21 protein-coding genes are annotated in these 23330 nt (G+C 57.8%); 10 read left to right on the top strand and 11 right to left on the bottom strand.

From position 1 onward, the window contains the following. Positions 1–31 precede the first annotated feature (31 nt). The 3 genes from OCH02_RS06250 to bioD all read left to right on the top strand — a co-directional run bounded on the left by OCH02_RS06250 (position 32) and on the right by bioD (position 3122). Positions 32–922, top strand: coding sequence for a LysR family transcriptional regulator (locus tag OCH02_RS06250; RefSeq protein WP_261430427.1), 891 nt, complete (start codon positions 32–34; stop codon positions 920–922). 158 nt (positions 923–1080) lie between these two features. After that, entirely contained in the window at positions 1081–2298 is a 1218-nt protein-coding gene (locus OCH02_RS06245; protein ID WP_261430426.1) for an ROK family transcriptional regulator, read from the top strand. 152 nt (positions 2299–2450) lie between these two features. Further along, on the top strand, positions 2451–3122 hold the full coding sequence (bioD, locus tag OCH02_RS06240) for a dethiobiotin synthase (protein ID WP_261430425.1): 672 nt from the start codon (positions 2451–2453) through the stop codon (positions 3120–3122). Here bioD and clcB read toward each other — a convergent pair. After that, a complete protein-coding gene (gene clcB / locus OCH02_RS06235) occupies positions 3119–4399 on the bottom strand; it encodes a voltage-gated ClC-type chloride channel ClcB (protein WP_261430424.1) in 1281 nt (426 codons plus the stop codon). The genes bioD and clcB overlap by 4 nt on opposite strands. Positions 4400–4674: 275 nt before the next feature. On the opposite strand from clcB, the gene OCH02_RS06230 reads away from it, so the two are divergent. Continuing rightward, positions 4675–6162: an MDR family MFS transporter gene (locus OCH02_RS06230; RefSeq protein ID WP_261430423.1), complete on the top strand. Its 1488-nt coding sequence runs from the start codon at positions 4675–4677 to the stop codon at positions 6160–6162. 39 nt (positions 6163–6201) lie between these two features. Here the strand turns inward: OCH02_RS06230 and OCH02_RS06225 are convergent, their stop codons facing one another. Both OCH02_RS06225 and OCH02_RS06220 read right to left on the bottom strand, forming a co-directional pair. Then, positions 6202–6501 (bottom strand): DUF1161 domain-containing protein, encoded by a 300-nt coding sequence (locus tag OCH02_RS06225; protein WP_017892728.1) that lies wholly within the window; start codon positions 6499–6501, stop codon positions 6202–6204. Between the two features lie 90 nt (positions 6502–6591). Further along, a complete protein-coding gene (locus OCH02_RS06220; protein ID WP_012145016.1) occupies positions 6592–6960 on the bottom strand; it encodes a DUF1283 family protein in 369 nt (122 codons plus the stop codon). A 147-nt stretch (positions 6961–7107) separates the two neighbouring features. Between OCH02_RS06220 and OCH02_RS06215 the strand changes: the two genes are divergently transcribed. Continuing rightward, a complete protein-coding gene (locus tag OCH02_RS06215; protein ID WP_012145017.1) occupies positions 7108–7434 on the top strand; it encodes a YnfA family protein in 327 nt (108 codons plus the stop codon). A gap of 35 nt (positions 7435–7469) precedes the next feature. Here the strand turns inward: OCH02_RS06215 and ydfG are convergent, their stop codons facing one another. From ydfG to OCH02_RS06175, 8 genes are all read right to left on the bottom strand, one after another. Next, the gene (gene ydfG, locus OCH02_RS06210) at positions 7470–8219 is read right to left on the bottom strand and encodes a bifunctional NADP-dependent 3-hydroxy acid dehydrogenase/3-hydroxypropionate dehydrogenase YdfG (RefSeq protein ID WP_261430422.1); all 750 of its coding nucleotides are present in this window, start codon (positions 8217–8219) and stop codon (positions 7470–7472) included. 189 nt (positions 8220–8408) lie between these two features. Then, positions 8409–8930 (bottom strand): GNAT family N-acetyltransferase, encoded by a 522-nt coding sequence (locus OCH02_RS06205; RefSeq protein ID WP_261430421.1) that lies wholly within the window; start codon positions 8928–8930, stop codon positions 8409–8411. A gap of 97 nt (positions 8931–9027) precedes the next feature. After that, a complete protein-coding gene (locus OCH02_RS06200; RefSeq protein WP_261430420.1) occupies positions 9028–10467 on the bottom strand; it encodes an MFS transporter in 1440 nt (479 codons plus the stop codon). 201 nt (positions 10468–10668) lie between these two features. Further along, positions 10669–11748, bottom strand: a complete 1080-nt coding sequence (locus OCH02_RS06195; RefSeq protein ID WP_261430419.1) for an ABC transporter ATP-binding protein — start codon at positions 11746–11748, stop codon at positions 10669–10671. Next, the gene (locus OCH02_RS06190; protein ID WP_261430418.1) at positions 11748–12701 is read right to left on the bottom strand and encodes a carbohydrate kinase family protein; all 954 of its coding nucleotides are present in this window, start codon (positions 12699–12701) and stop codon (positions 11748–11750) included. The genes OCH02_RS06195 and OCH02_RS06190 overlap by 1 nt, the downstream gene beginning before the upstream one ends. 19 nt (positions 12702–12720) lie before the next feature. After that, positions 12721–13560: a carbohydrate ABC transporter permease gene (locus OCH02_RS06185; protein WP_261430417.1), complete on the bottom strand. Its 840-nt coding sequence runs from the start codon at positions 13558–13560 to the stop codon at positions 12721–12723. Next, the gene (locus OCH02_RS06180; protein WP_261430416.1) at positions 13550–14458 is read right to left on the bottom strand and encodes a carbohydrate ABC transporter permease; all 909 of its coding nucleotides are present in this window, start codon (positions 14456–14458) and stop codon (positions 13550–13552) included. The genes OCH02_RS06185 and OCH02_RS06180 overlap by 11 nt, the downstream gene beginning before the upstream one ends. Positions 14459–14467: 9 nt before the next feature. Then, complete coding sequence (locus OCH02_RS06175; RefSeq protein ID WP_261430415.1) at positions 14468–15718, bottom strand: extracellular solute-binding protein; 1251 nt, start codon at positions 15716–15718, stop codon at positions 14468–14470. 100 nt (positions 15719–15818) lie between these two features. On the opposite strand from OCH02_RS06175, the gene OCH02_RS06170 reads away from it, so the two are divergent. The 5 genes from OCH02_RS06170 (at position 15819) to xdhC (ending at position 23206) form a co-directional block, all read left to right on the top strand. Then, positions 15819–16991: an ROK family transcriptional regulator gene (locus OCH02_RS06170; protein ID WP_261430414.1), complete on the top strand. Its 1173-nt coding sequence runs from the start codon at positions 15819–15821 to the stop codon at positions 16989–16991. 313 nt (positions 16992–17304) lie between these two features. Continuing rightward, on the top strand, positions 17305–18636 hold the full coding sequence (gene guaD, locus OCH02_RS06165; protein WP_261430413.1) for a guanine deaminase: 1332 nt from the start codon (positions 17305–17307) through the stop codon (positions 18634–18636). Next, a complete protein-coding gene (gene xdhA / locus OCH02_RS06160) occupies positions 18633–20063 on the top strand; it encodes a xanthine dehydrogenase small subunit (RefSeq protein WP_261430412.1) in 1431 nt (476 codons plus the stop codon). The genes guaD and xdhA overlap by 4 nt, the downstream gene beginning before the upstream one ends. Next, positions 20056–22449 carry a xanthine dehydrogenase molybdopterin binding subunit gene (xdhB, locus tag OCH02_RS06155; RefSeq protein ID WP_261430411.1) on the top strand — a complete coding sequence of 798 codons (2394 nt, stop codon included), beginning with the start codon at positions 20056–20058 and terminating at the stop codon, positions 22447–22449. Before xdhA ends, xdhB begins: the two co-directional genes overlap by 8 nt. After that, positions 22442–23206 (top strand): xanthine dehydrogenase accessory protein XdhC, encoded by a 765-nt coding sequence (xdhC, locus tag OCH02_RS06150; RefSeq protein ID WP_261430410.1) that lies wholly within the window; start codon positions 22442–22444, stop codon positions 23204–23206. Before xdhB ends, xdhC begins: the two co-directional genes overlap by 8 nt. Positions 23207–23330 lie beyond the last annotated feature (124 nt).

The following is a 23330-nucleotide window of genomic DNA, read 5'->3' as shown; positions in this document are numbered from 1 at the left end:
TATTAATAATTAAAATTGAGATGTTTAAAGTATGAATATTGAATTGAGGCATCTGCGTTATTTTGTCGCCGTGGCGGAAGAGTTGCATTTTGGTCGTGCCGCAGAACGTCTGCGCATCTCCCAGCCACCGCTCAGCCAGCAGATCCAGGCGCTGGAGGACATGGTCGGCGCACGCCTGCTGGCGCGCAATAACCGCAATGTCAGCCTGACGCAGGCGGGCGAAATGTTTCTGAAAGAGGCCTATCAGGTGCTCGATCAGGTGAGTCGCGCTGCCGAGAAAGCGGCGCGGTTGGAACGCGGTGAACTGGGCGAATTGACCATAGGTTTCACCTCTTCGGCCCCCTTTATCAGCGTGGTATCGCGCAGCCTGCGAGCTTTTCGTCAGCAGCACTCACAGGTGCACATCAAGATGCGCGAAGTGAACACCAAGCAGCAGATCGAACCCTTACTTAATGGCGAGCTGGATCTGGGCGTGATGCGCAACACGCGCTTACCGGACGTGTTAAAGCATCAGCTTTTACTGTGTGAACCCTTGGTGGCGGTGGTGCCGGAAGGGCACCCGTTAACCCATGTGGCACCCGGTACGCTGCGCTTCCAACATCTGGCGGAAGAACCCTTTGTTTTTTTCTCGCGTGAAGTGGGAACCGCGCTGCATGACGAGATCTTGGCGCTGCTGGCCAAAGCGGGGATCACCCCTTATATCACCCAGGAAGTCGGCGAGGCGATGACCATTATCGGCCTGGTCTCCTCCGGATTGGGCATCTCGATTCTGCCGGCGTCTTTCGCGCGGGTTAAAATCGACGGCGTGCAATATTTACCGCTGGCGGAACCTGAGGCGATGACCGAAGTTTGGTTGGTGCATCATCGTCAACGCCCCCTGACGGCAGCGGCCAAATCCCTGATGGCGTTGCTGTTGCCCTGAAAGCCAACTGGGCAAATAAAACGCAATCCGCAGTGAAAGCGGGGTGAATTTGTGCAGCAAATCACATAACGAATCAAATAGTTGACGCTGTATTACAAAAGCCCCACCATAGCCGATAGTCTTTATTTAGAAGCGCGAAAAATAGTAGGAGCAGGTTTGTGATTGCGGTTGGGCAGCCTGGGCATATCGATCAAATCAAGCAAACAAATGCAGGGGCAGTTTATCGGTTAATCGATCAACTGGGCCCAATTTCGCGCATCGAACTGTCAAAACGGGCGCAGCTCGCCCCCGCCAGTATCACCAAAATCGTACGCGAACTGCTGGAAGCCCATCTGGTTAAAGAAACCGAGTTCCAGGAAGTCGGCAGCCGTGGCCGTCCGGCGGTTGGGCTGGTGCTGGACACCGAAGCCTGGCACTACCTTTCCGCCCGCATCAGCCGTGGCACCATTACCCTGGCGCTGCGCGATATCAGCAGCAAACTGGTGGTGGAAGAGTTGTTGCCACTGGCCGCTGAACACCCCGACCCACTGTTAAAACGCATTCTTGCTGAGGTTGACCAGTTCTTTATCCGTCATCAAAGCAAGCTTGAACGGCTGACGGCGATCGCCATTACGCTGCCGGGCATGGTTGACGCAATTTCCGGCGTGGTGCACCGCATGCCGTTTTACGACGTCGAAGATATGCCGTTAGGCCCGGCGCTGGAAACGCGTACCGGTCTGCCGGTCTATTTGCAGCACGACATCAGCGCCTGGACCATGGCCGAAGCCTTATACGGTGCATCGCGCGGCAGCCAAAACGTGATTCAGGTGGTGATCGACCACAACGTTGGCGCTGGGGTGATCACCGGTGGCAGGGTGCTGCATGCCGGTAGCCGCAGCGTGGTCGAGATTGGCCATACTCAGGTCGATCCTTACGGCAAACGCTGTTACTGCGGCAATCATGGTTGCCTGGAAACCGTCGCCAGCATCGAGAATATGCTGGAAATTGCCCGTGCGCGTCTCGGCAGTTCAATGAGTTCCAGCCTGCACGATGCACCGCTGACGGTCGAGTCTTTATGCGATGCGGCGCTGGCGGGCGACCAGCTGGCGAAAGACATTATCCTTGGAGTGGGACACAGCGTGGGCCGCATTCTGGCGATCATGGTTAATCTGTTCAATCCGGAAAAAATCCTGGTCGGTTCCCCGCTGAACCGGGCGGCAGAAATTCTGCATCCGGCCATTGCCTCCTGTATTCGTCAGCAGTCGCTCCCGGCCTACAGTGAGCAGGTTCAGGTGGAGTCCACTCAGTTTTTCAATAAAGGCACCATGCCTGGCGCGGCACTGGTGAAAGAAGCGTTATACAACGGTTCGCTACTGGTGCAGTTGCTGCAAGGCTGACATCAATCAGTAATTCTTATCGTTTAACGACAAAAGGTTGAGCTACCTCAAGCCCCGTCCCCCCGGCATCCTCTAGACTTTTCCCGTTCGTCGTTTTCGCCACATTCTTGGCGACTTTTTTGGTTAACGCTGCATCTCGGGGCAATTAATTCATGTTAACGCGTTTATTTGTTACAGGTACGGATACCGATGTCGGTAAAACCGTGGTTTCCCGCGCATTATTACAGGCGCTTGCTGCGCAGGGCCGTTCAGTGGCCGGCTACAAACCTGTCGCTGCGCGCTGTCAGGAAACCAGCGAAGGCCTTCGCAATAAAGACGCTTTGGTGTTGCAGGCATCTTCGACCCTGCCGCTGTCGTACCAGGAAATTAATCCCATTACCTGTCTGGAAGAAGTCTTTCACGCGCAGCCTACCAAGGATATCAACTACGGCGTGATGAGCAGTGGGCTACAACATTTGTCCACCAAAGCCGATACCGTGGTGGTAGAAGGGAGTGGCGGCTGGCGCGTGTTGATGAACGATATGCGGCCTTACGCCGAATGGGTCATTCAGGAACAACTGCCGGTGGTTTTGGTGGTGGGGATCAAACTGGGCTGCGTCAGCCACGCTTTATTAACGGCGCAGGCGATCATCAATGACGGCTTGCCGCTGCTGGGTTGGGTCGCGAACCGCATCAATCCTGGGCTGGCACACTACGCCGAAACTATCGATGCGATGCAGCAACGCATTCCTGCGCCGCTGCTGGGTGAAATTCCTTATCTGCCACGCGCCGAACAGCGTGAACTGGCGCGTTATCTGGATATATCGCCACTGCTAAACCGTTAGGCATTGTGATAGACCGATACCGAACGTAAACCGCGTGAGACGGTGGTGGCGATCACACAGGCCAACAGAATACCCGGTAGCAGGGTATATTCACCGGTCATTTCGAACACCATCAGCGCAGCCATAATGGGCGCGTGGGTGGTGGCCGCCAACAGCGTTGCCATGCCGGTTAACGCCATCAAAATCGGCACCGCACTGCCCAGCTCCGGCCAGATGGCGCAGAATTGCCCAACCACCGAGCCGAGCGCCGCCCCGACAAACAGCGTTGGCGTGAACACACCGCCAGGCGCCCCGGAGCCACTGCTGGCGAGCACCGCCAGCAACTTGCAGATCAGAATGGCACCAACCAGCAATACGCCGGGCGGCGCACTGAGCAACGACTGCACCACACTGTAGCCATTGCCCCACACCTCAGGAAACAGCAGCGACAGCAGCCCGACAATCAACCCACCCAGCGCCAATTGCAGCGGCGGTTTTAGCCGTAGCGAACGGAATGCGCGACCGGAAGAAGACATCGCCCACAGGAACAACGGGCCGCAGACACCAGCCAAAACGCCGAGTAGCGCCATCAACAGATATTGTACCGGCCAGGGCGCAGGTAGCGGTTCTACCAGATACAGCGGTGCCTGACCGCCGTTGAGCAAATTGGTTACCAGCAGGGCGCTGACGGCGGCAATCACCACCGGCCCCAGCGAGGCCAGCATCAGTGTGCCAAACAGAATTTCGGCGATAAACAGACTGCCGGCCAGTGGGGCATGATAAGCGCTGGCCATACCGGCTGCGGCTCCGCAGGCCACCCACAGTTTCCACTCTTTCTCATGGGTGAAGCGCTGGGCAAAGACCGAACCGACCAGTGCCGCCAACAGGATCATCGCGCCTTCGCGGCCGATAGCGCTGCCACTGGAGACCACCAGCAGTGAGGCCAGACATTTCACCAGGCTGGCGCTGACGTCCAGGCGGCCATCACCGGTTTCAATTGCTTCCATATAGTCAGTGGGGGCAACCTGCCGCTGGTGCTGATAGCGCTGATAAACCCACAACAGCAGGCCTGCCGCCAGCCCGCCCAACGCCGGGGTTAGCGCTCTGCGCCAGCCCGGCAACGCGGCGGCGGCGGCCACCAGGCTACCTTCTCCATGATCGAGCAGTAACCATTCCAGCCCGAGCATCGCACGGTGAAACAGCCAGACCACCAACGCAGCGGCAATACCAAGAAAGATGGCGATAAACAGGCGGCGCAGCAGGGCGCGATAGTGGTGCAGGTGGACCAATCGTTTCATGCGTCAGTAAAATCGTGAGAAAAATGAAAGGTTCAGCTGAGCATTGTGCTTGCCGGCCCGGCCGAAGGCCAGAGAATCTTTACAGATCCGCAGACAGGCTCGCGGTTTATTCGTTACGGCGAGCCATGAGTGGCGTTTTTGTTACGGTGTCACATTTTGTTCAAATGGTGCGTTTATAGCCAGTAAAAACAGGGAAGTAGACACCGGTAACGGCAACCTCTATTCCGGCTGGTATAATTTAAGGCAAAGAAGAATCCATGGTTTGTAATAACGCTATGACAAATAACGACACACCTGCTCCACTTGCTCATCGTCCCCTAATTCTGATCGCCTGCATGTTGGCGATGTTCATGTCGGCCATAGAAGCGACCATTGTCGCCACGGCGATGCCAACCATCATCGGCGATCTTGGCGGTTTTTCCCTGCTTGGTTGGGTATTCGCGGTCTATCTGTTGGCGCAGGCCATCACCATTCCCATTTATGGTCGGCTGGCGGATCTGCTGGGGCGCAAACGGGTATTTTTCTTTGGTGCATCGCTGTTTTTACTGGGTTCGGTACTGTGCGGTTTCTCGCCTAACATGTACTGGCTGATCGGCTTTCGACTGTTGCAGGGGCTGGGGGCCGGGGCGATTATGCCAACAGCGACCACCATTATTGGTGATATCTACAGCCCTACCGAGCGGCCGAAGGTGATGGGCTATATTTCCAGCGTTTGGGGCGTGTCGGCGATTATTGGGCCGTTGCTGGGGGCGTTTATCGTCCAGCACTTGCCCTGGGCGTTAGTATTCTGGGTCAACTTGCCGATTGGTCTGCTGGCGATGTTTCTCCTGGCTCGTTATCTGCCTTCTCGCCAGCCGGTGCGTAAACACGCGCTGGATCTGGCGGGGACCGCCTGGTTGACGCTGTTTGTTACCGCGCTGCTGCTGTCACTGCTACAGGCAGAAAATCTCGGTTGGTGGGTGCTGCCGTTGTTGGCGTTGGCGGCGGTCTCGCTGATGTTGCTAATCCGCCAGGAACGACGAGCGCCGGAGCCACTATTTCCGCTGGCGTTATGGCAAAGCCGGGTGATCGTCGCCGGCAATATTGGCGGTCTGGTGATTGGCGCGGCGATGATGGGCATCAGCGCCTTTCTGCCGACCTTTATTCAGGGCGTGATGGGCGGAACACCTTTGGAGGCCGGTACCACGCTGGCGCTAATGTCGATTGGCTGGCCGCTGGCCAGTACCTTCAGCGGCCGACTGATGCTGATGACATCTTATCGCACCACGGCGCTACTGGGGGCGTTGTTATTACTGGCCGGTGGCCTGATTTTGTTGTTGCTGCAGCCGACAGGCGGTTTATTGTGGGGACGGGTAGCGGCGTTTATGGTCGGTGCCGGTATGGGGTTGTGCAACACCACGTTTCTGGTTTCGGTGCAGAACGCCGCTCACCACAGCATCCGCGGCATTGCCACCGCCTGCACGGTGTTTACCCGGATGATGGGGTCGGCCATTGGTACCGCTATCTTGGGTGCGACGCTGAACATCAACTTGCAGATTCGTCTGCCGCAAACGACCGATCCGGTACAACAACTGATGGAACCGGCTGCGCGTAGTGCAATGACGCCGGAACTACTGGCGGGCATGACGCAGCAGGTTGCCGCTTCGTTGCATTGGGTGTTTTTGGTTTCTGCACTGTTGTCATTGCTGGCACTGGCGGCGGCGATGCTGATCCCCGCGCGGCATCGGCCACAGGGTGAGGGAGAAGAGGCGGAACAGGCATAAATAACAAGGAAAGGGCGCACAGAGCGCCCTGGACGGTAACTATTGCGAGGTTTTTGTATCCTGGCTGGTGCCGGTCTGAGCCGCATCACCGTTGTCATCGCCGTTGCCAAGGCGAGTATAAACAATCTTCTGCGTGTCATTTTCGCAGTGGCCAACGACCAGGCCACCGGCCTGTTGGGCCTGATCGTTCGGTACGATATCCAGTTTGAAACCAGATTCAGGCACGCCGTTTTTGACGATTTTCTGCGAAATGTCGGCCTTCACGCTTTCGCATGAGGCCAGGGCGGCCAACGGCGCAGCGGCCATCAGCAGCGCACCCAAGATAAGTGCTTTTTTCATCCATTCGTCCTTATTTGAAAATGAGCTTCCTTTGTCAGGATAGCAGCTACGGTGGCGTAGGGTAACGGCCACCGCCTTGCTACGACCAGATTAAGGATTAATCTGACGGCCGGTCTGGCGATCCAGACATTTACGGGTGTTGGGTTCCCAGTAAGCGTTAACGTTCAGGCTATCATCGCAGCGCTCTTCGCTGTCAATTGCCTTGTCTACCTTGTCGAACTCTTTCTCCACGCGGGTGTTAACCTTGTTGCGCAGGGATTTGGTATCGTTAAACTGCTGTTTGCTCTGACGGGCTGCTTCGGTACTCATGGCGCCGCTGTTGCTGCCATCGACGGTAACGCAGGTGCTGCCCTGAGTGCAGCTGGCGGCCAGCGCCGGAGCCTGCCAGGCACCCATCAGCATCAGCATGGCGACCGGCAGCATCCCGCGCAGCAGTCGTTGAGTCGAAAGTGTTTTCATCGTTTCATCCTTATGAGTTAGTGTTGCCTGATAACGGCAACACTGGCTTTGCCGCGCCCGCAGGCGTGTTGATAAATATACCATCGCGCTGTCGGACTGCACCAGTCAAGCACGGCCTTGTTTAGTTTACAGAGAGAAAGTTTCCCCATGTTAAAGACCACCCTGTTATTTTTTGCCACCGCACTGGCCGAGATCATCGGCTGTTTCTTGCCCTATTTGTGGCTGAAAAAAAGCGCCAGTGCCTGGTTACTGTTGCCGGCAGCGGCCAGTCTGATGCTGTTTGTCTGGTTGTTGACGCTGCACCCGGCGGCCAGTGGGCGGGTTTACGCGGCCTATGGTGGGGTCTATGTGGCGACGGCGTTACTGTGGCTGCGGGTCGTGGACGGAGTGAAATTATCGGCGCTGGACTGGCTGGGGGCCGGAGTGGCCCTGGCGGGCATGCTGATCATCGTTTCCGGCTGGCGTGCGGCCTGAGAAACGACGGCAGGGGCAGGCCCTGCCGCTCAGGATTAAGACTCGCGGTGGATATTCAACCCGGCAAAGGATTGGCTGACCGGCATGATTTCCAGCGAGTTAATGTTGACGTGGGCCGGCAGGGTTGCGACCCAGAACACTGACTCGGCGATATCCTCCGGCGTCAGCGCATTGGCGCCGTCATAGACCTTATCCACCTTGCCGTCGTCGCCTTTGAAGCGCACGTTGGAAAATTCGGTGCCGCCCACCAGGCCCGGCTCAATATCGGTCACACGGATGCGGGTACCGTGCAGATCGGCACGCAGACCGAGGCTGAACTGTTTGACGAAGGCTTTGGTTGCGCCATACACGTTGCCACCGGCATACGGCCAGTTGGCTGCGACCGAGCCGATGTTGATTACGTGGCCAATGTTGCGTTCGACCATGTCCGGTAGCAGGGCGCGGGTCATATTGACCAGGCCTTTGGTGTTGGTGTCGATCATGGTTTCCCAGTCGTCGGCATTGGCCTTGTGTGCCGGCTCCAGACCCAGCGCCAGCCCGGCATTGTTCACCAGTATGTCAATGTGGCGCAGCGCCGTGGGCAGGTCATCAATCACCTGCTGAATGGCCGCACGATTACGCACGTCGAGACGGACGATATGCAATGCTTCACCCAGCTCGTCTTTCAACTCTTCCAGACGTTCGATACGACGGCCAGAGGCAATCACCTGATGGCCTTCGCGGATAAAACGCCGTGTAATGGCCTCACCAAATCCGGATGTGGCACCCGTAACAAAAATGATCATGTTGCTGTTCCTCAACTGTTTTTAACCTGAATGCTACTAGCATTAGCATAATCCAACTTCAAGTGGCAGTGGTTATCGGCATCCACGCTGAAAAACCGCCATCGCTGTTGCCAGACGGGCGGTTTTTTCAACAGTTAACAGAGGTGATGGCGAACCCTGGGCCGCTCGATCCGGCCCTGGAGATAACAGTTAAAGCTGCGGTGGTATGTGATAGACCACGCAGTCGTATTTGGTGTTTTCACGGCGGCCGGCCACTACGCCGCCCAGAGATTCGGCGATACGCCGGCTTGGCGTATTCTGTTCGGCCACCGGGTAGATAAAGTGGCGCGGGTGGTAACGTTCGCTTGCCCATACCGCCATGGCGTGAACGATTTCGCGGCCATAGCCTTTGCCGTGCAGGTTCTCTTTCACCCAGATGCCCAGTTCAGGCGTGGTGTTGTAAAGATCGTGCACGCCGCCCATGCCGACAAACTGTTTGGTATCGCGCAGGCGGGCGATGTAAATCATTTCCTCGCCTTCGCGGATCAGCGGCAGCCAGGTTTGCCAAACGTTGGCAAAGGCTTCCGGCGACGCCTCTGGCTCAAAGTTCATATAGCGCGTCAAGGTAGGGGTGATCGCCTGGTAGACATCGTCGGCGTCTGCTGCGGTAAATGGGGCAATCAACAACCGATCGGTGTTAACGCGGCACTGAGAAAGGTCACTGTGAATCATTATTATTACCTCGCTTTTCAGGCCAAAACGGCAAAAAATCCGCACCGGTGAAACGGGGCGGATCATCGATATTACGTTGATTGGTGGCAGATGCGACTTATTTTTGCAATCGTTGAGGTGAGTTTGGCACCGTGGCGGCGGGTTTTCTCTGGCGAACCTCGCTGCCGGCGTTGGCGTTTAGGGTAAAGCAGTCAACCACGGCCAGCAGGGCAATCACGCCGATGACCACAAACGCCCACTGAAAATCGACCAAGGGGATGCGCTCGCCTGATTGCGGCATCAGCATCTCTGCCAGCCGCAGGGCCAGTGCGCCGATGGCAATACCCAGCCCGCTGCCCATTTGCTGCGACACATTGAACAGCGTGTTGGCGCCATTCATCTGTGGCTGCGGCACTTCGGAAAACGCCAGCGTATTGAGCGCGGTGAACTGCATGGATCGCGTCAGCCCGCTGACGAACAGCAGCGCCAGAATCAGCCAGATCGGGGTCTGCGGCGTCAACAGCGCACAGGCGAAAATAGTGGCCGCGTTCAACAAACCATTGACCACCAGCGTGGTGCGAAAGCGAAAACGATACAGCACCGCCGAGGTAAACGGCTTCATCACCAGATTCCCGGCAAATACCGCCAGCACCAGCAGCCCGGCGTCGAAGGCATTCAGGCCAAAACCGATCTGGAACAGCAACGGCAACAGGAAGGGCACGGCACCAATAGCGATGCGGAACAGCGTACCACCCCAAATGGTGACGGCGTAACTTTTTATGCGCATCGCCCACAGATTGATCAGCGGGTGCTCGATGCGTTTGGCGTGACGAACCGCCAGTGCGCCTAATACCAGGCTGCCGATAATACACAGCGCAGGCACCACCCAGGAAAGTTGCGGGTGGTTGATCAAATCCAGACCGAACATCAGACCGAAGCAGGCAATACCGGTCAACACGAAGCCGAGCGCGTCAAAGGGCACGCCTTTCTGTGATGCTTCTTGCGGGATCAGCCGCCAGGCCAACCACAGCGCGGCGATACCCAGCGGCACATTAAGAATAAAGATCCAGTGCCACGAGGCGTAGGTGGTAATAAAACCGCCGACCGGCGGGCCGAGGATCGGTGCCACCAGACCCGGCCAGGTAATGGTGGCAATGGCCTTGATCAGATCCGGTTTGGCAGTGTTACGTAGCACCACCAGGCGACCCACCGGCACCATCAGCGCTCCCCCGAAGCCTTGCAGAATACGGGCGGCGGTGAAGGTGGGCAGGTTAACGCTGGCGGCGCACAGCACCGATGCCAGGGTAAAAATCAGCACCGCGGCGGCAAAGACATTGCGAGCGCCGAAGCGGTTGGCGATCCAGCCACTGGCAGGAATAAACACCGTCAGCGTCAGAATGTAAGCCGAAATACCAATGTTCATGTCCACCGGCCTTACGCCGAAGGCCGCCGCCATCTGCGGCATGGCCGTGACAATCACCGTGCCGTCGAGGTTTTCCATAAAGAAGGCGCCCGCCACCAGCAGCGGCAGCGCGCTGGCGCGTGAAAAAAAACTCATGGCTGAGTGCGCCGGGCGGTGCAAAAACAGCATGCAGGCATGACAGAAACCTCGTTTCAAAAATGTTAACGCTGGCAGAGTTTTGGAGCATAGCGCATCACACAGAGGTTAAAAAGAGGTTAATCGGGTGATAATTAGCGGGCGCAGCAATAGCGCCCGCAGCGTTGTTTGCCGGTTTAGATTTCGCGCATTATCCGCGACTCAATTTTCACTCAATCGTAACCCCGTCGCGGCGTCGAACAGGTGGATCGCCTCGGTATTGGGCATCAGCCAAAGCGGTTGACCGCTTTCGGCGTTGACCCGCCCGCTGAATTGGACATGCAGCCGATAACCGCCCCAGGTAAGGTGCAGCAGGCTGACATCGCCAGTGATCTCCATCAGGCGCAAGGTGGCGGCAGGCTGCTGGCTGGTTTCCACTAAACGGAAATCATGCGGACGCAGCCCGAGGATCACCTGGCTGCCGGGCGTCGCCAATCGCCACTTGGCCGGCAGCGGTAGCCACAATTCACCGCAGGCCACACCGGGCCGATCGTCACGTGGGGTGACTATGCCTGCCAACAGGTTCATTGGCGGTGAGCCGATAAAACGCGCCACAAAGGTGTTGGCGGGCGCATCGTAGATCTCCAGCGGCTTGCCTTGCTGCACGATATTGCCGTCTTTCATCACCACGATTTGGTCGGCCAGCGTCATCGCTTCGATCTGGTCGTGGGTGACATACACCGTGGTGGTTTTGAACTGCTGATGCAGTGATTTAATCTCGGCACGCAGCTCCATCCGCAACTGGGCGTCGAGGTTGGACAGCGGTTCATCGAATAAAAAGACTTTCGGGTTCCGCACCATGGCACGGCCCATCGCCACTCGCTGGCGTTGGCCACCGGACAGTTCTCTCGGATAGCGTTGTAAAAGAGGGTCGATTGCCAAAATGCGCGCTGCTTGCAGGACCTTGGCCTGTTGTTCGCTTTTGGCGACCTTCATCACCTGCATGTGGAACGCCATGTTTTCCGCTACCGTCAGGTGTGGGTAGAGCGCATAACTTTGGAACACCATGGCAATATCGCGATCGGCCGGATCCAGATCGTTAATCTTTTGCTTATCCAGCAGGATCGCCCCCTCGGTCAGCGTATCGAGCCCGGCCAGCAGCCGCAGCAGGGTGGACTTGCCGCAGCCGGACGGGCCAACCAGCACGGTAAAGCTGCCGTCGGGGATAGTCAGATCCAACGGATTCAGCACCCGCTGCTTGCCATAGTATTTGGCGACTTTTACCAGTTCGACACTTGCCATCAGACCATTTCTCCGGCGCAGGTTTTCAGCGTGTTCCAGTCCAGATACTGGCGTGGCGAACTGCTGATAGCATGGCTGGCGGCGCGGATGCCCCAGCGCAGCGCTACCGCAGCCGAATGACCGTGCAGGCAAGCGGTCAGGAAACCAGCGTTAAAACTGTCACCGGCTCCAATGGTGTCGACCACCTTGATCGGGTGTGCCGCTGCCTGCAACTGCCGTTCGCCGCACCACATGCGTGCGCCGTCCGGGCCGCATTTCACCACGCAGGCGGCATCTGCCGGTTGTTGCCGGTTCAGAGTACGGGCGGCGGTGTACACATCTTCATGACCCGCCATGCCACAGGTTTCCACTTCATTGAGCAACAGGATGTCGCAGAACGGCAGCCAGTCGGCGATCTGCCCGCGCAGCTCATCGCTCCAGCCCTGCGGCGGCCAGCCGGTATCAACCGCAATGCGATAGCCGCGCTGGCGCAGGGTTTGCAGCAGTGCCGGATATTCTGCCAACAGGGTGGTACACAGGAAGGTGCCGCACAGCAAAATGGTGTCACCATTACCGGCAAACAGTGGGACTTGATGCAACACATCGTCCTGACTCAGGCGGGTAATATGGCCCTGATTGCTGAAAAAGGTACGCTCGTTGTCGGGATGGGTGACACCGAAGGTCAGCGAGGTTTCACAGCTGTAGGTCGGCCAGTACAGCGAGCTTTCCGGGAACAGCTGTGCCAGCCACGGGCTGAAATAGTCGTTGCCCTGATTGGCCACCAGCCGGTAAGGGGTTTCCAGCGCCGCCAGCGCCAGTGCGCAGTTACCGGCCGAACCGCCGGGGCGCAGTTCGCTGTGATCCAACATTGCCTCGGTGCCTTTTTGCGGCCACTGCTGCAAGGTGCTCATGATCACATCGACGTTGATATTGCCCACCACGTACAGCGTGGGCCGGGTGTTGGTGCTCATCATGTTAATTTCCCTGAATAAATTAGCCTTTGCTGCCACCGCTGGTTAAGCCGCTAACCAGCGTTTTTTGCAGCCAGATGGCAATGAAAAGTGGTGGAATGGCGGCCAGAATGCCGACGGCGGCGATCAACCCGTCATCGGTGGCGCGCCCGGCGGTGAAACCGGCGATGGTCACCGGCAGCGTCTGTGCCTGAATATTGCTGGTGAACAGCAGCGCATAGAAAAATTCGTCCCAGGCCAGCAGCCAGCCAAACAGCGCAGAAGCACCCAGCGCCGGTTTGGCCAAGGGCAGTGTAATGCGCAGCAGCACCTGCCACTGACGCAGTCCGTCCAGCCGCGCCGCCTGTTCAATGTCTATCGGCAGGGCGTCGAACTGGTTTTTCAGCATCCAGGTGAGGAACGGCAGGATCAGCGAGCAGTAGACCAGCACCAGGCCGATATGGGTGTTCAGCAGCGCCAACTGCTGCAAAATAAAGTACAGCGGCAGCACAAAGGCCACCGGTGGCACCATATAAATGGCCAGGCTGGCGAACAGCCAACCGTCGCGTCCCGGATAACGCGAGAAGCTGAACGCCGCCGGGATCGCCAGCAACAGCGAAATCAGCGTAGCGCCGCAGGCCACCAGCAGGCTGTTGAACAGCGCATGCAGGAACAGGGCACCCGGTTGGCCGGGCTGTAATGAAAGTAGGCGGCCATAGCGCGAAAAGTCCCAGTGGCGCGGCAGCCATTCCAGCGGTATGCGGGTCAGATCGGCCGAGGAACTGACGCTCATCAGAAACAGCCACAGCATCGGCGCCAGGATCGACAACGCCAGCAGTAACGCAGCACCGTAGCCCAATACCAGGCGGATTTTACGCTTCATCGGCGAGGCTCCTTCTGCGTTGGCGGAACAGCATCAGCATGTACAACGCGATCAGCAGGCCGCATAGCAAGGTCATCAATACCGCATAGGCTGCACCGCTGCCGGCCCGCAGATAGCTGAACGACTCCTGATAAACGAAGAAGCTGAGGGTCTTGGTGCTGTCCATGGGGCCACCGCGCGTCATCACGTAAATGATGTCGAACACCTTGAAGGCATCAATGGTTCGCAGCACCAGCGCCACCGCCAGCGGGGCCAGAATGGCGGGCAGGGTGATGGCCCGGAAGCGTCGCCAGGCTGAGGCACCGTCCAGTCGCGCCGCTTCGTACAAATCGTCCGGGATTGATTGCAACGCCGCCAGCGTCAGCAGGGTAATCAGCGGGTAGTTCTTCCAGATGTCCGCCAGCATCACCGCGTTGAGCGCCGAGGCCGGGTCACCCAGCCAGCTGCGGTAGTGGTCAATCACCCCGAGTTGGGTTAACAGCGCGTTGATGCTGCCGTAATCCGGGTTGAAGTTCAGCCGCCACATCGTGGCGTTGACGATGGTGGGAAGCGCCCAGGGCAAAATAACCAGTACCCGCAGAACATTACGGCCGTGGAATTTCTGGTTGAGCAGCAGCGCCACCAGCACGCCGATCACCCCTTCGAATGCCACCGAAATCACGGTGAAATACAGCGTGCGCCACAGCGCGGCCTGGAAGTCCGGATCGGTCAGAGCGTAGAAAAAGTTATCCGCACCGACCCAGGCCGGGGTTACGCCGTCGCCCACCAGCGCCGCATCGGTAAAGCTCAGCCACAGGGTGCGGGCCAGCGGCCAGGCGGTTAACAGCAGCATCATCAGCAGCATGGGTGCCAGCAGCACCCATGCCTGACGCCGCTCACGTTGAGGTAAAGTGAGCATTGTCATCGTTTAACGCAGCCGCGCAGCGCTTTGTGTTGCCGCATCCAGCCCGGCCTGCGGCGTCACCTTGCCCTGCAGAATTTGCTGCAAGTCCTGTTGCAAGCCGTTGGACAAACGAGAGTAATCGGCGGTTTCAGGGCGCGACAGCATCACGTTCAAAGACTGTTTGGCGGCGGCGATTAACGGCTCCTGACCCTTCTGCACCGCCGGATCGTCGTAAGACGACTTCCAGATCGGCAGGCTCAGTTTGGCGTATTTGTCCTGAACCGGCTGTGAGGTCATGTAGCTGATGTATTGCCAGGCCTGATCGGGATGGGCGCTGGCCTTGGCGATGCCCAGCCCCATCGAACCGTTAACCGCAGAGACCTGACCCGCCACCGATCCCGGAGCTGGCACGATCCCGACGTCACCGGCCACTTTGCTTTGCTTGGGATCGTTGGCCATGTTGTACATGTAGGTCCAGTTAAGGGCGAAGGCCGCGTCACCGTTGGAAAACGCCTTACGCACGTCCTCTTCCAGATACTCGCGGGAGTTCGGATTGGTCAGCCCCTTATCCAGTGAGGCTTTCATATAGTCGACGGCCTGCAGTGAACCGGGGCTGGAGAAAGTGATTTTCCCCTGCTGGATAAACTGCCCCTTATAGGCGGACACCAGGGTGGTGTAGTCGCAAACCAGCGCTTCGGCCTGTGACCAGCTCCACACCAGCGGATATTTGACCAGGTTCTTCTGCTTGAGAATTTCTGCCTGCTGCGCCAGTTCCTGCCAGGTTTTCGGCGGAGCGGCAATCCCGGCCTTGGCCAGCATGGCTTTGTTGTAATACAGGTATTTGGTGTCGAGGATCCACGGCATGCCCCAGCGCTTGTCCTTATAGGTGACGGTGGTCATGGCACCGGCAAAGATTTTGGCGCTGTCGTCGGCGCTGATGCGCGAAGTCACGTCTTGCAACAGACCGAATTTGGTGAATTCCGCCGGCCAGATGGCGTCGAACAGCACCACATCGTAGCCGTTGCTCCCGGCGCCGCGCGCGGCGACGATTTTATCGTGCAGCGCTTCGTAAGGGACGAACTCCAGGTTAACGGTGATGTCCGGGTGCTGTTTGCTAAAATCGGCGGTCATGGCACGGATATCATTTTCGCTGTACGCCGCCTGGGTCATAAATAACGCGTTGATTTGCGTCGGGGCGGCATGGGCAGATGACAGGCTAAGCGCCAGGAGCGAGAGGGTACAGACTGCCGTAGCGGCAAGGGTGTGGCTTTTCATTGTGCGTTCTCCGGTGTTAAAAAGATTCTTAAATCAATTTGATTGCTTTATTGGAGGGCACCATACTGCAAAGACGATTTCCCTTTCTGCATAGGCAGTTATGACGACTTCCGGCACTAACCTTGAACATGCTCGTGCACACAACCGGCGCGTAGTGATAGAGGCTATCCGTCTGCACGGTGAACTGACCCGTGCCGAAATTGCCCGGCTGACCTCACTGACGCCGCAAACCGTTTCAAACATTGCAACAGAACTGGAACAGGCCGGTATTCTCTCCTCGCACCTGCCGCGTCGTGCCGGCGGGCGAGGTCAACCGGCCACGCCGTTGACCCTGAATCCAGATAGCGCGTATTCCATCGGCATCCATCTGGATCACCAGTCACTGCTGATCATCGTGGTTGATCTTTCAGGCAGCGTTCGTTTCCACCGGCTGATTATGGTGCAAAAGCCGCAACCTGCTGCCACCTTGAAACTGATTTGTGATGTACTGCAAGAAATGCGCCAGCAGCCGGATCTGAACTGGAGAAAAATGCTGGGCATCGGCGTAGTGATGCCGGGGCCGTTTGGCGTGGAAGGGATCTCGTCGGTCGGGCCGACCACGCTTAACGGTTGGGAAGATATTGATGTGGTGGCTGAGCTTAACGCGCAAAGCAGCCTGCCGGTCACGCTGGAGAACGATGCCACCGTGGCCGCTATTGGCGAACGTTTGCACGGTGTGGCCAGGCAGCTTAATTCCTTTATTTATTTGTATCTCGGTACCGGACTTGGGGCTGGGATTTTCACCGATGGCCGAATTTATACCGGCCATGCGCACAATGCTGGTGAAGTCGGCCACATGATTGTGCAACCGGGCGGGCGAGCCTGTTACTGCGGCAACCTGGGGTGTCTGGAGCGTTATGTTTCGTTGCAGGCGGCTTACGAGAGCTGCGGGCTGGATCCGATGCGCGCCATGCCGCAAGACCTGCTGGCGTTACCGCAGTCACAGATCGACGCCTGGCTGGATACGGCGGTACCGGCGTTGCGTCAGGCGATCAACATCATCGAGTGTATGTTCGATGCCGAGGCCGTGATTATTGGCGGGCTGATGCCGGAAAGTATCGTAGAACAGCTGATCAAGCGTCTGGCGCCACTGCACCGGTCGGTGCGCAGCAAATTTCTCGACGGCCTGCGGGTTCGATTGGGGACTACCGGTGCGGATACCGCCGCATTAGGCGCGGCCGCGTTACCGCTGTTTGATGAATTTAACCCGCGTTATGAAGTGTTATTGAAGTAATAAATTTCATTCCCCTTATTTGTATTCTTGCCCGTTATTGGTGCAGCCTCACAATTAACTCAATATAAGCAAACGGTTGCTATTTAAAGGCAACCGTTTGCTTACTTGCTGTTTATTTTTATTGAATCAGATTATTGTGAGATTTGTTTTTATCTTTTTGTTTTAAAAAGAAAATCACCAATAAAAAACCAACTGGCACGCTGCTTGCTATCCTTAAATCAACACATGCAAACGATAAAAGACCGCCATGGCACCTCGGGCTGAATTAACTCAGCCGGGGGCTGTGCGCTGGCCGGTAGAGAAGGAAAGTAAAATGAGCCTGTCATTCACCACGGCGATCCGTGGCCATTTTTTCGATATTGCTGCCTGTGTCGATCAACCACAGCAGTTGGAGCAGCAATTGCGACATATTCCTGACGGATTGCTGCTGCTCGATGAAGGCCGCATTGTCTGGTTTGGCCCCTGGCAGCAGGGTGAAACGCTGTTGCCACCGGGTTTTGAGGTCACTCATTATCAGGACAAACTGATCGTGCCGGGCTTTATCGACACCCATATTCATTATCCGCAAACCGAAATGATCGGGGCCTATGGCGATCGGCTACTGGCATGGCTGAAGCATTACACCTTCCCGACGGAAAGCCAATTCTGCTGCGAACAGCACTCCGGCAAGATGTCGGCGTTCTTTTTACAGCAACTGTTAAGCAACGGCACCACCACGGCGCTGGTGTTCGGCACCGTACATCCGCAGTCGGTTGAAGCGCTGTTCAGTCAGGCGGCGGCGCTGAATATGCGACTGATCGCCGGCAAGGTGATGATGGACCGCCATGCGCCGGATGAACTGCTGGAAACCCCGGAGCAGAGCTACCGCCAGACCCGCGAACTGATCGAGCGCTGGCACGGTAAGCAACGGCTCAGCTATGCCATCACGCCGCGCTTTGCGCCCACCTGTACCCCGGCGCTGTTGGCTCAGGTACAAAGGTTGCGTGAAGAGTTTCCGGATACCTATCTGCACACTCACCTGAGCGAGAACCTGGAAGAAGTTGCCTGGGTGAAAGAACTGTTCCCGGACAGCCGCAGTTACCTGGATGTCTATCACCAGTACGGGTTGACCGGAGAGAAAAGCGTGTTTGCCCACTGCCTGCATCTGGAAGAGCAAGAATGGGATTACCTGTGTCACACCGGTTCGGCCATCGCTTTTTGCCCGACCTCCAACCTGTTCCTCGGTAGCGGCCTGTTCAATCTGCAAAAGGCCTGGCACAAGCAGGTCAGGCTGGGCATCGGCACCGACGTGGGCGCCGGTACCACCTTTAATATGCTGCAAACGCTGGGTGAAGCCTACAAGGTCGCTCAACTGCAACGCTATCAGCTCTCGGCCTGCGAAGCCTTCTACCACGCCACATTGGGTGGGGCGCGGGCGCTGTCGCTCGATGACAAAATCGGTAATTTCGCGGTCGGCAAAGAGGCGGATTTTGTGGTGCTGGATCCGGCGGTATCGCCGTTACAGAAACTGCGCCATGAAAACAGCCGTGGGCTGGCGGAGCAACTGTTTGTGCTGATGACGCTGGGCGACGACCGCAACGTTTACCGAACCTACGTCGACGGCAAAGTGGTGTACCGACCGGCTACGCAGCAGGAGGCCGCATGATCCAGTTTCTGCTTAATCAAACGCTGAAGAATGAGAGCGCGATCGATCCCAATACCACGGTGCTGAACTACCTGCGCCGCGATCTCGGCCGCTGTGGCACCAAAGAAGGCTGCGCTTCCGGTGACTGTGGTGCCTGCACCGTGGTGCTGGCGGAGCCGGACGGCGACCAGTTGCGCTACCGCAGCGTAAATGCCTGCCTGACGTTTGTCAGCGCGCTGCATGGCAAGCAGTTGATCACCGTAGAGGACCTGAAACAGCAGGGGGAACTGCACAGCGTCCAGCAGGCGATGGTCGACTGCCACGGCTCGCAGTGCGGCTTTTGTACTCCGGGTTTCGTGATGTCGATGTTTTGCCTGCAAAAGAACGGTGAAAGTTATCATCGCGAACAGGCAAAGCAGGCACTGGCCGGTAATCTGTGCCGCTGTACCGGTTATCGGCCGATCTTGGCCGCGGCGCAGCAGGCGTGTGGCAGCAAAACGTCAGACAGTTTCGACGGCCATCAGCAACAAACGCTGCAACGCCTGCTGGCGATACCTGCGGCCACGCCGTTAGCGGCGGCGGGTAAACGCTGTTTATTGCCACAGACCCTGGAGGAACTGGCGACGCTGTATCAACAGCATCCGCAGGCCAGGCTGTTGGCCGGCGGTACCGATTTGGCACTGGAAGTCACACAGCGCCATCAGGATTTACCCTTGATGATCGCCATTGGCCAGATTGAGGCATTAAAGCAGGTGAGCCGGCAGGGCGATCGTCTGATCCTCGGGGCCGGTGTCACATTGAGCGACCTTTACCCGCTGCTGGCCGATTACCACCCGGCCTTTGGCGAGCTGCTGGCGCGTTTTGCTTCGCAGCAGATCCGCAATCAGGGCACGTTGGGGGGCAATATCGCCAATGCCTCGCCGATTGGCGACGCCGCGCCGCTGTTGCTGGCGTTGGATGCGCACCTGATATTGCGTTGTGGTGCCGTGCGGCGTGAACTGCCGCTAAGCGACTTCTTCCTGGGTTATCGTCAGACCGCGCTGCAGCCGGGGGAGTTTATTGAAAGCATCGTGCTGCCGGCCCAGGCACCGGCGGATTTCCGCGCCTGGAAAGTGTCCAAGCGGCTGGAGGATGATATTTCGGCGGTGTGCGGTGCCTTCCACCTGCGCATCGAACACGGGATGATCCGCGATGCCCGCTTGGCTTTTGGCGGCATGGCCGCGACGCCTAAACGCGCGAAGCTGTGCGAACAGCAACTGGTAGGGCAGCCGTGGCGGCGGGCGACCGTGGCGCTTGCGGCTCAGGCGTTGGCGCAGGACTTTACGCCGCTGAGCGATTTCCGTGCCAGCAGCGCTTATCGCCTGTTGGTGGCGCAGAATCTGTTGCGTCGCTATTTCATTGCGCTGACCGAGCCACAGCTGGCGATCGAGGCGACCACGCATGAGTAATGGCAAACGTCCCGAATATACCCAACAGCAGTTGGCCGAACGTTTCCGTCAGCAGCTGACCAGCGGCGTGGGGCGCAGTCGCAAACACGAAAGCGCCGATAAGCACGTCAGCGGTGAAGCGCAATACATTGACGACCGGCTGGAGTTTCCCAACCAGTTGCATCTGGCGGCAAAGCTGAGTGAGAAAGCGCATGCGCGCATCGTAAAACTGGATCTGTCCGCCTGCTACGATTTGCCTGGCGTGATACGGGTGATCACCTGGCAGGACGTGCCAGGCGAACTGGACATTGCCCCGTTAACCCACGGCGACCCGCTGCTGGCGAAGGATGTGGTGGAATACGTCGGGCAGGTGATTGCGGTGGTGGCGGCGGAGGATCCGGAGGTCGCCTGGCGGGCCGCTCAGGCCATTAACGTCAGCTATCAGGAGCTGCCTGCACAGCTGGACGTCACTCAATCGCTCCGGGAAGGCTTCGTGGTGCAGGAAGCACACCACCATCGACGCGGCGACGCCGACGGCGCACTGGCGAAGGCGCTGCACCGCATTCAGGGCGAGCTGCACGTCGGTGGCCAGGAACATTTTTATCTGGAAACCCAGGTAGCCTCGGTGCTGCCGGCCGAAGACGGCGGCATGCTGGTGTATTCATCGACCCAGAACCCCACCGAAATCCAAAAGCTGGTGGCCTCGGTGCTTAATTTACCGATGCACAAGGTGACTATCGACACGCGGCGCATGGGCGGCGGCTTTGGCGGCAAAGAGACTCAGGCCGCCGGCCCGGCGTGTCTGTGTGCGGTGGTGGCACACCTGACAGGACGGCCGGTAAAAATGCGGCTTAACCGTCGCGATGACATGCTGATCACCGGCAAGCGCCACCCGTTTTATATTCAGTATGACGTCGGTTTTGACGACAGCGGTCTGTTGAATGGGGTGAAAATCAGCCTGGCCGGTAACTGCGGTTACTCGCTCGATCTGTCCGGTTCGATTGTCGATCGCGCCATGTTCCATGCGGATAACGCCTATTTTCTGCAGGATGTGCTGATAACCGGCCACCGCTGTAAAACCCATATCGCCTCCAATACGGCTTATCGCGGCTTTGGCGGGCCACAGGGCATGATGGCGATTGAGCAAATTATGGACCACATTGCGCGCTATCTGGCGCTCGATCCGCTGGCGGTGCGTAAAACCAATTACTACGGTAAAGATCAGCGCAACATTACTCATTACCATCAGCCGGTGGAACAGAATCTGCTGCAAGAAATCACCGCCGAACTGGAGCACAGTGCGGATTATCAGGCGCGGCGGCTGGCTATTCGGCAGTTCAACGCACAAAACCCAATCCTCAAGAAAGGGCTGGCGCTGACGCCGGTCAAATTCGGTATCTCCTTTACCGCCGGTTTCCTCAATCAGGCGGGGGCGTTGGTGCTGATTTACACCGACGGCAGCATTCAGCTCAACCACGGCGGTACCGAAATGGGCCAGGGATTGAACACCAAGGTGGCGCAGATTGTCGCCGAAGTGTTCCAGGTGGAAATAGAGCGTATCCAGATCACCGCCACCGATACCGGCAAAGTGCCGAACACCTCGCCGACGGCGGCATCCTCCGGCAGCGACCTGAACGGCAAGGCGGCGGAGAATGCCGCTCTGATCATCAAACAACGGCTGATAGACATGCTGGCCAGGCAGCATCAGGTTAACGCTGAGCAGATCGTTTTCAACAATGGACAGGTCAGGGTGGGTGAGCGCTATTTCAGCTTCGAACAGGTGGTTGAACAGGCCTATTTCAACCAAATCTCACTTGCCAGTACCGGTTACTACCTTACGCCGAAGATCTTTTACGATCGCGATAAGGCTAGCGGTCATCCTTTCTATTACTTCGCCTACGGCGCGGCTTGCGCAGAGGTGTTGATCGATACCCTGACCGGCGAATACAAACTGCTGCGTGCCGACATTCTGCATGACGTGGGTGACTCGCTGAACCCGGCCATCGACATCGGTCAGGTGGAGGGCGGTTTTGTGCAGGGCATGGGGTGGCTGACCAGCGAAGAACTGGTGTGGGACGATCAAGGCAGGCTGCTGACCCATGGCCCGGCCAGCTACAAAATTCCGGCGATGGGTGATGTACCTGCGGATCTGCGCGTCACGCTGCTGGAGAACCGCAAAAACCCCGAGGACACGGTATTTCATTCCAAAGCGGTGGGCGAACCGCCGTTTATGCTGGGGATCTCGGTTTGGTGCGCCATCAAGGACGCGGTGGCCAGTCTGGCGGACTACCGTCTGCAGCCCAATATCGACGCGCCGGCCACGCCGGAACGGGTGCTGTGGGGCGTACAGCAGATGCTGTCAAGTGACATTGTCACTGAATTAGCGGGAGAGAACGGCGATGGATGAGTGGATTGAGGCACTGGCCGACCTGCGACGGCGCGGAGAGCCCTGCGTACTGGTGACGCTGGTGGATGAACTGGGTTCCACACCGCGCAATCGCGGGACCAAAATGTTGGTTGCGGCCGAACGGGCGGTTAACACCATTGGCGGCGGGCACCTGGAGTTCCAGGCGCTGGCGATTGCCCGCGAAATGCTACAGCAAGGGGCGGCCACGCTGCGGCTGGAACGTTTTCCGCTGGCGGCACGCCTTGGACAGTGCTGTGGCGGTACCACCAGCGTGCTGTTCGAACCCTTGATCCCGCCACGCCCGCAAATTGCGCTGTTTGGCGCCGGGCATGTCGGACGCGCTCTGGTCAATATCCTCGCCACACTGCCGTGCCGGGTACGCTGGATTGATGGCCGTGCGGCGGAGTTCCCGGCGTTTATCCCGGTCGGGGTACAACAAGACGTTTGCGAAGAACCGCTGGAAATCGTCGACGCCATGCCGCCGGGCAGTTATTTCATCGTCATGACCCACGACCACGCGCTGGATCTGGCGCTGGCGGAACGGATTTTACGCCGTGGCGATGCCGGTTACTTCGGCCTGATCGGCTCGCTGACCAAACGCAAACGCTTCGAATATAAACTCGGCCAGCGCGGCATCAGCGAAGCGGCGATCGCCGGCATGCGCTGCCCGCTGGGATTACCGGACGTTAAAGGCAAACTACCGGCCGAGATTGCAGTCGCAGTGGCCGGAGAGATCATTGCCTGCTATGGCGGTTAACCTTCTTTATGAGTTGCGTTAAGTCTGGCTAATCACTTGTTTTTGCTCAATCTGCCAACTGCGCCTAAGCTAGGATGTGACTCAAGGGGAGATGAGCTCTCCGCGACATTATTCTGTGGACATG

This window comes from Serratia quinivorans (assembly GCF_946227985.1).
In the GTDB taxonomy this organism is placed as follows: domain Bacteria; phylum Pseudomonadota; class Gammaproteobacteria; order Enterobacterales; family Enterobacteriaceae; genus Serratia; species Serratia quinivorans_A.
The sequence above is the reverse complement of the archived record's forward strand: the minus strand, read 5'-3'. Positions and strand labels throughout refer to the sequence as shown.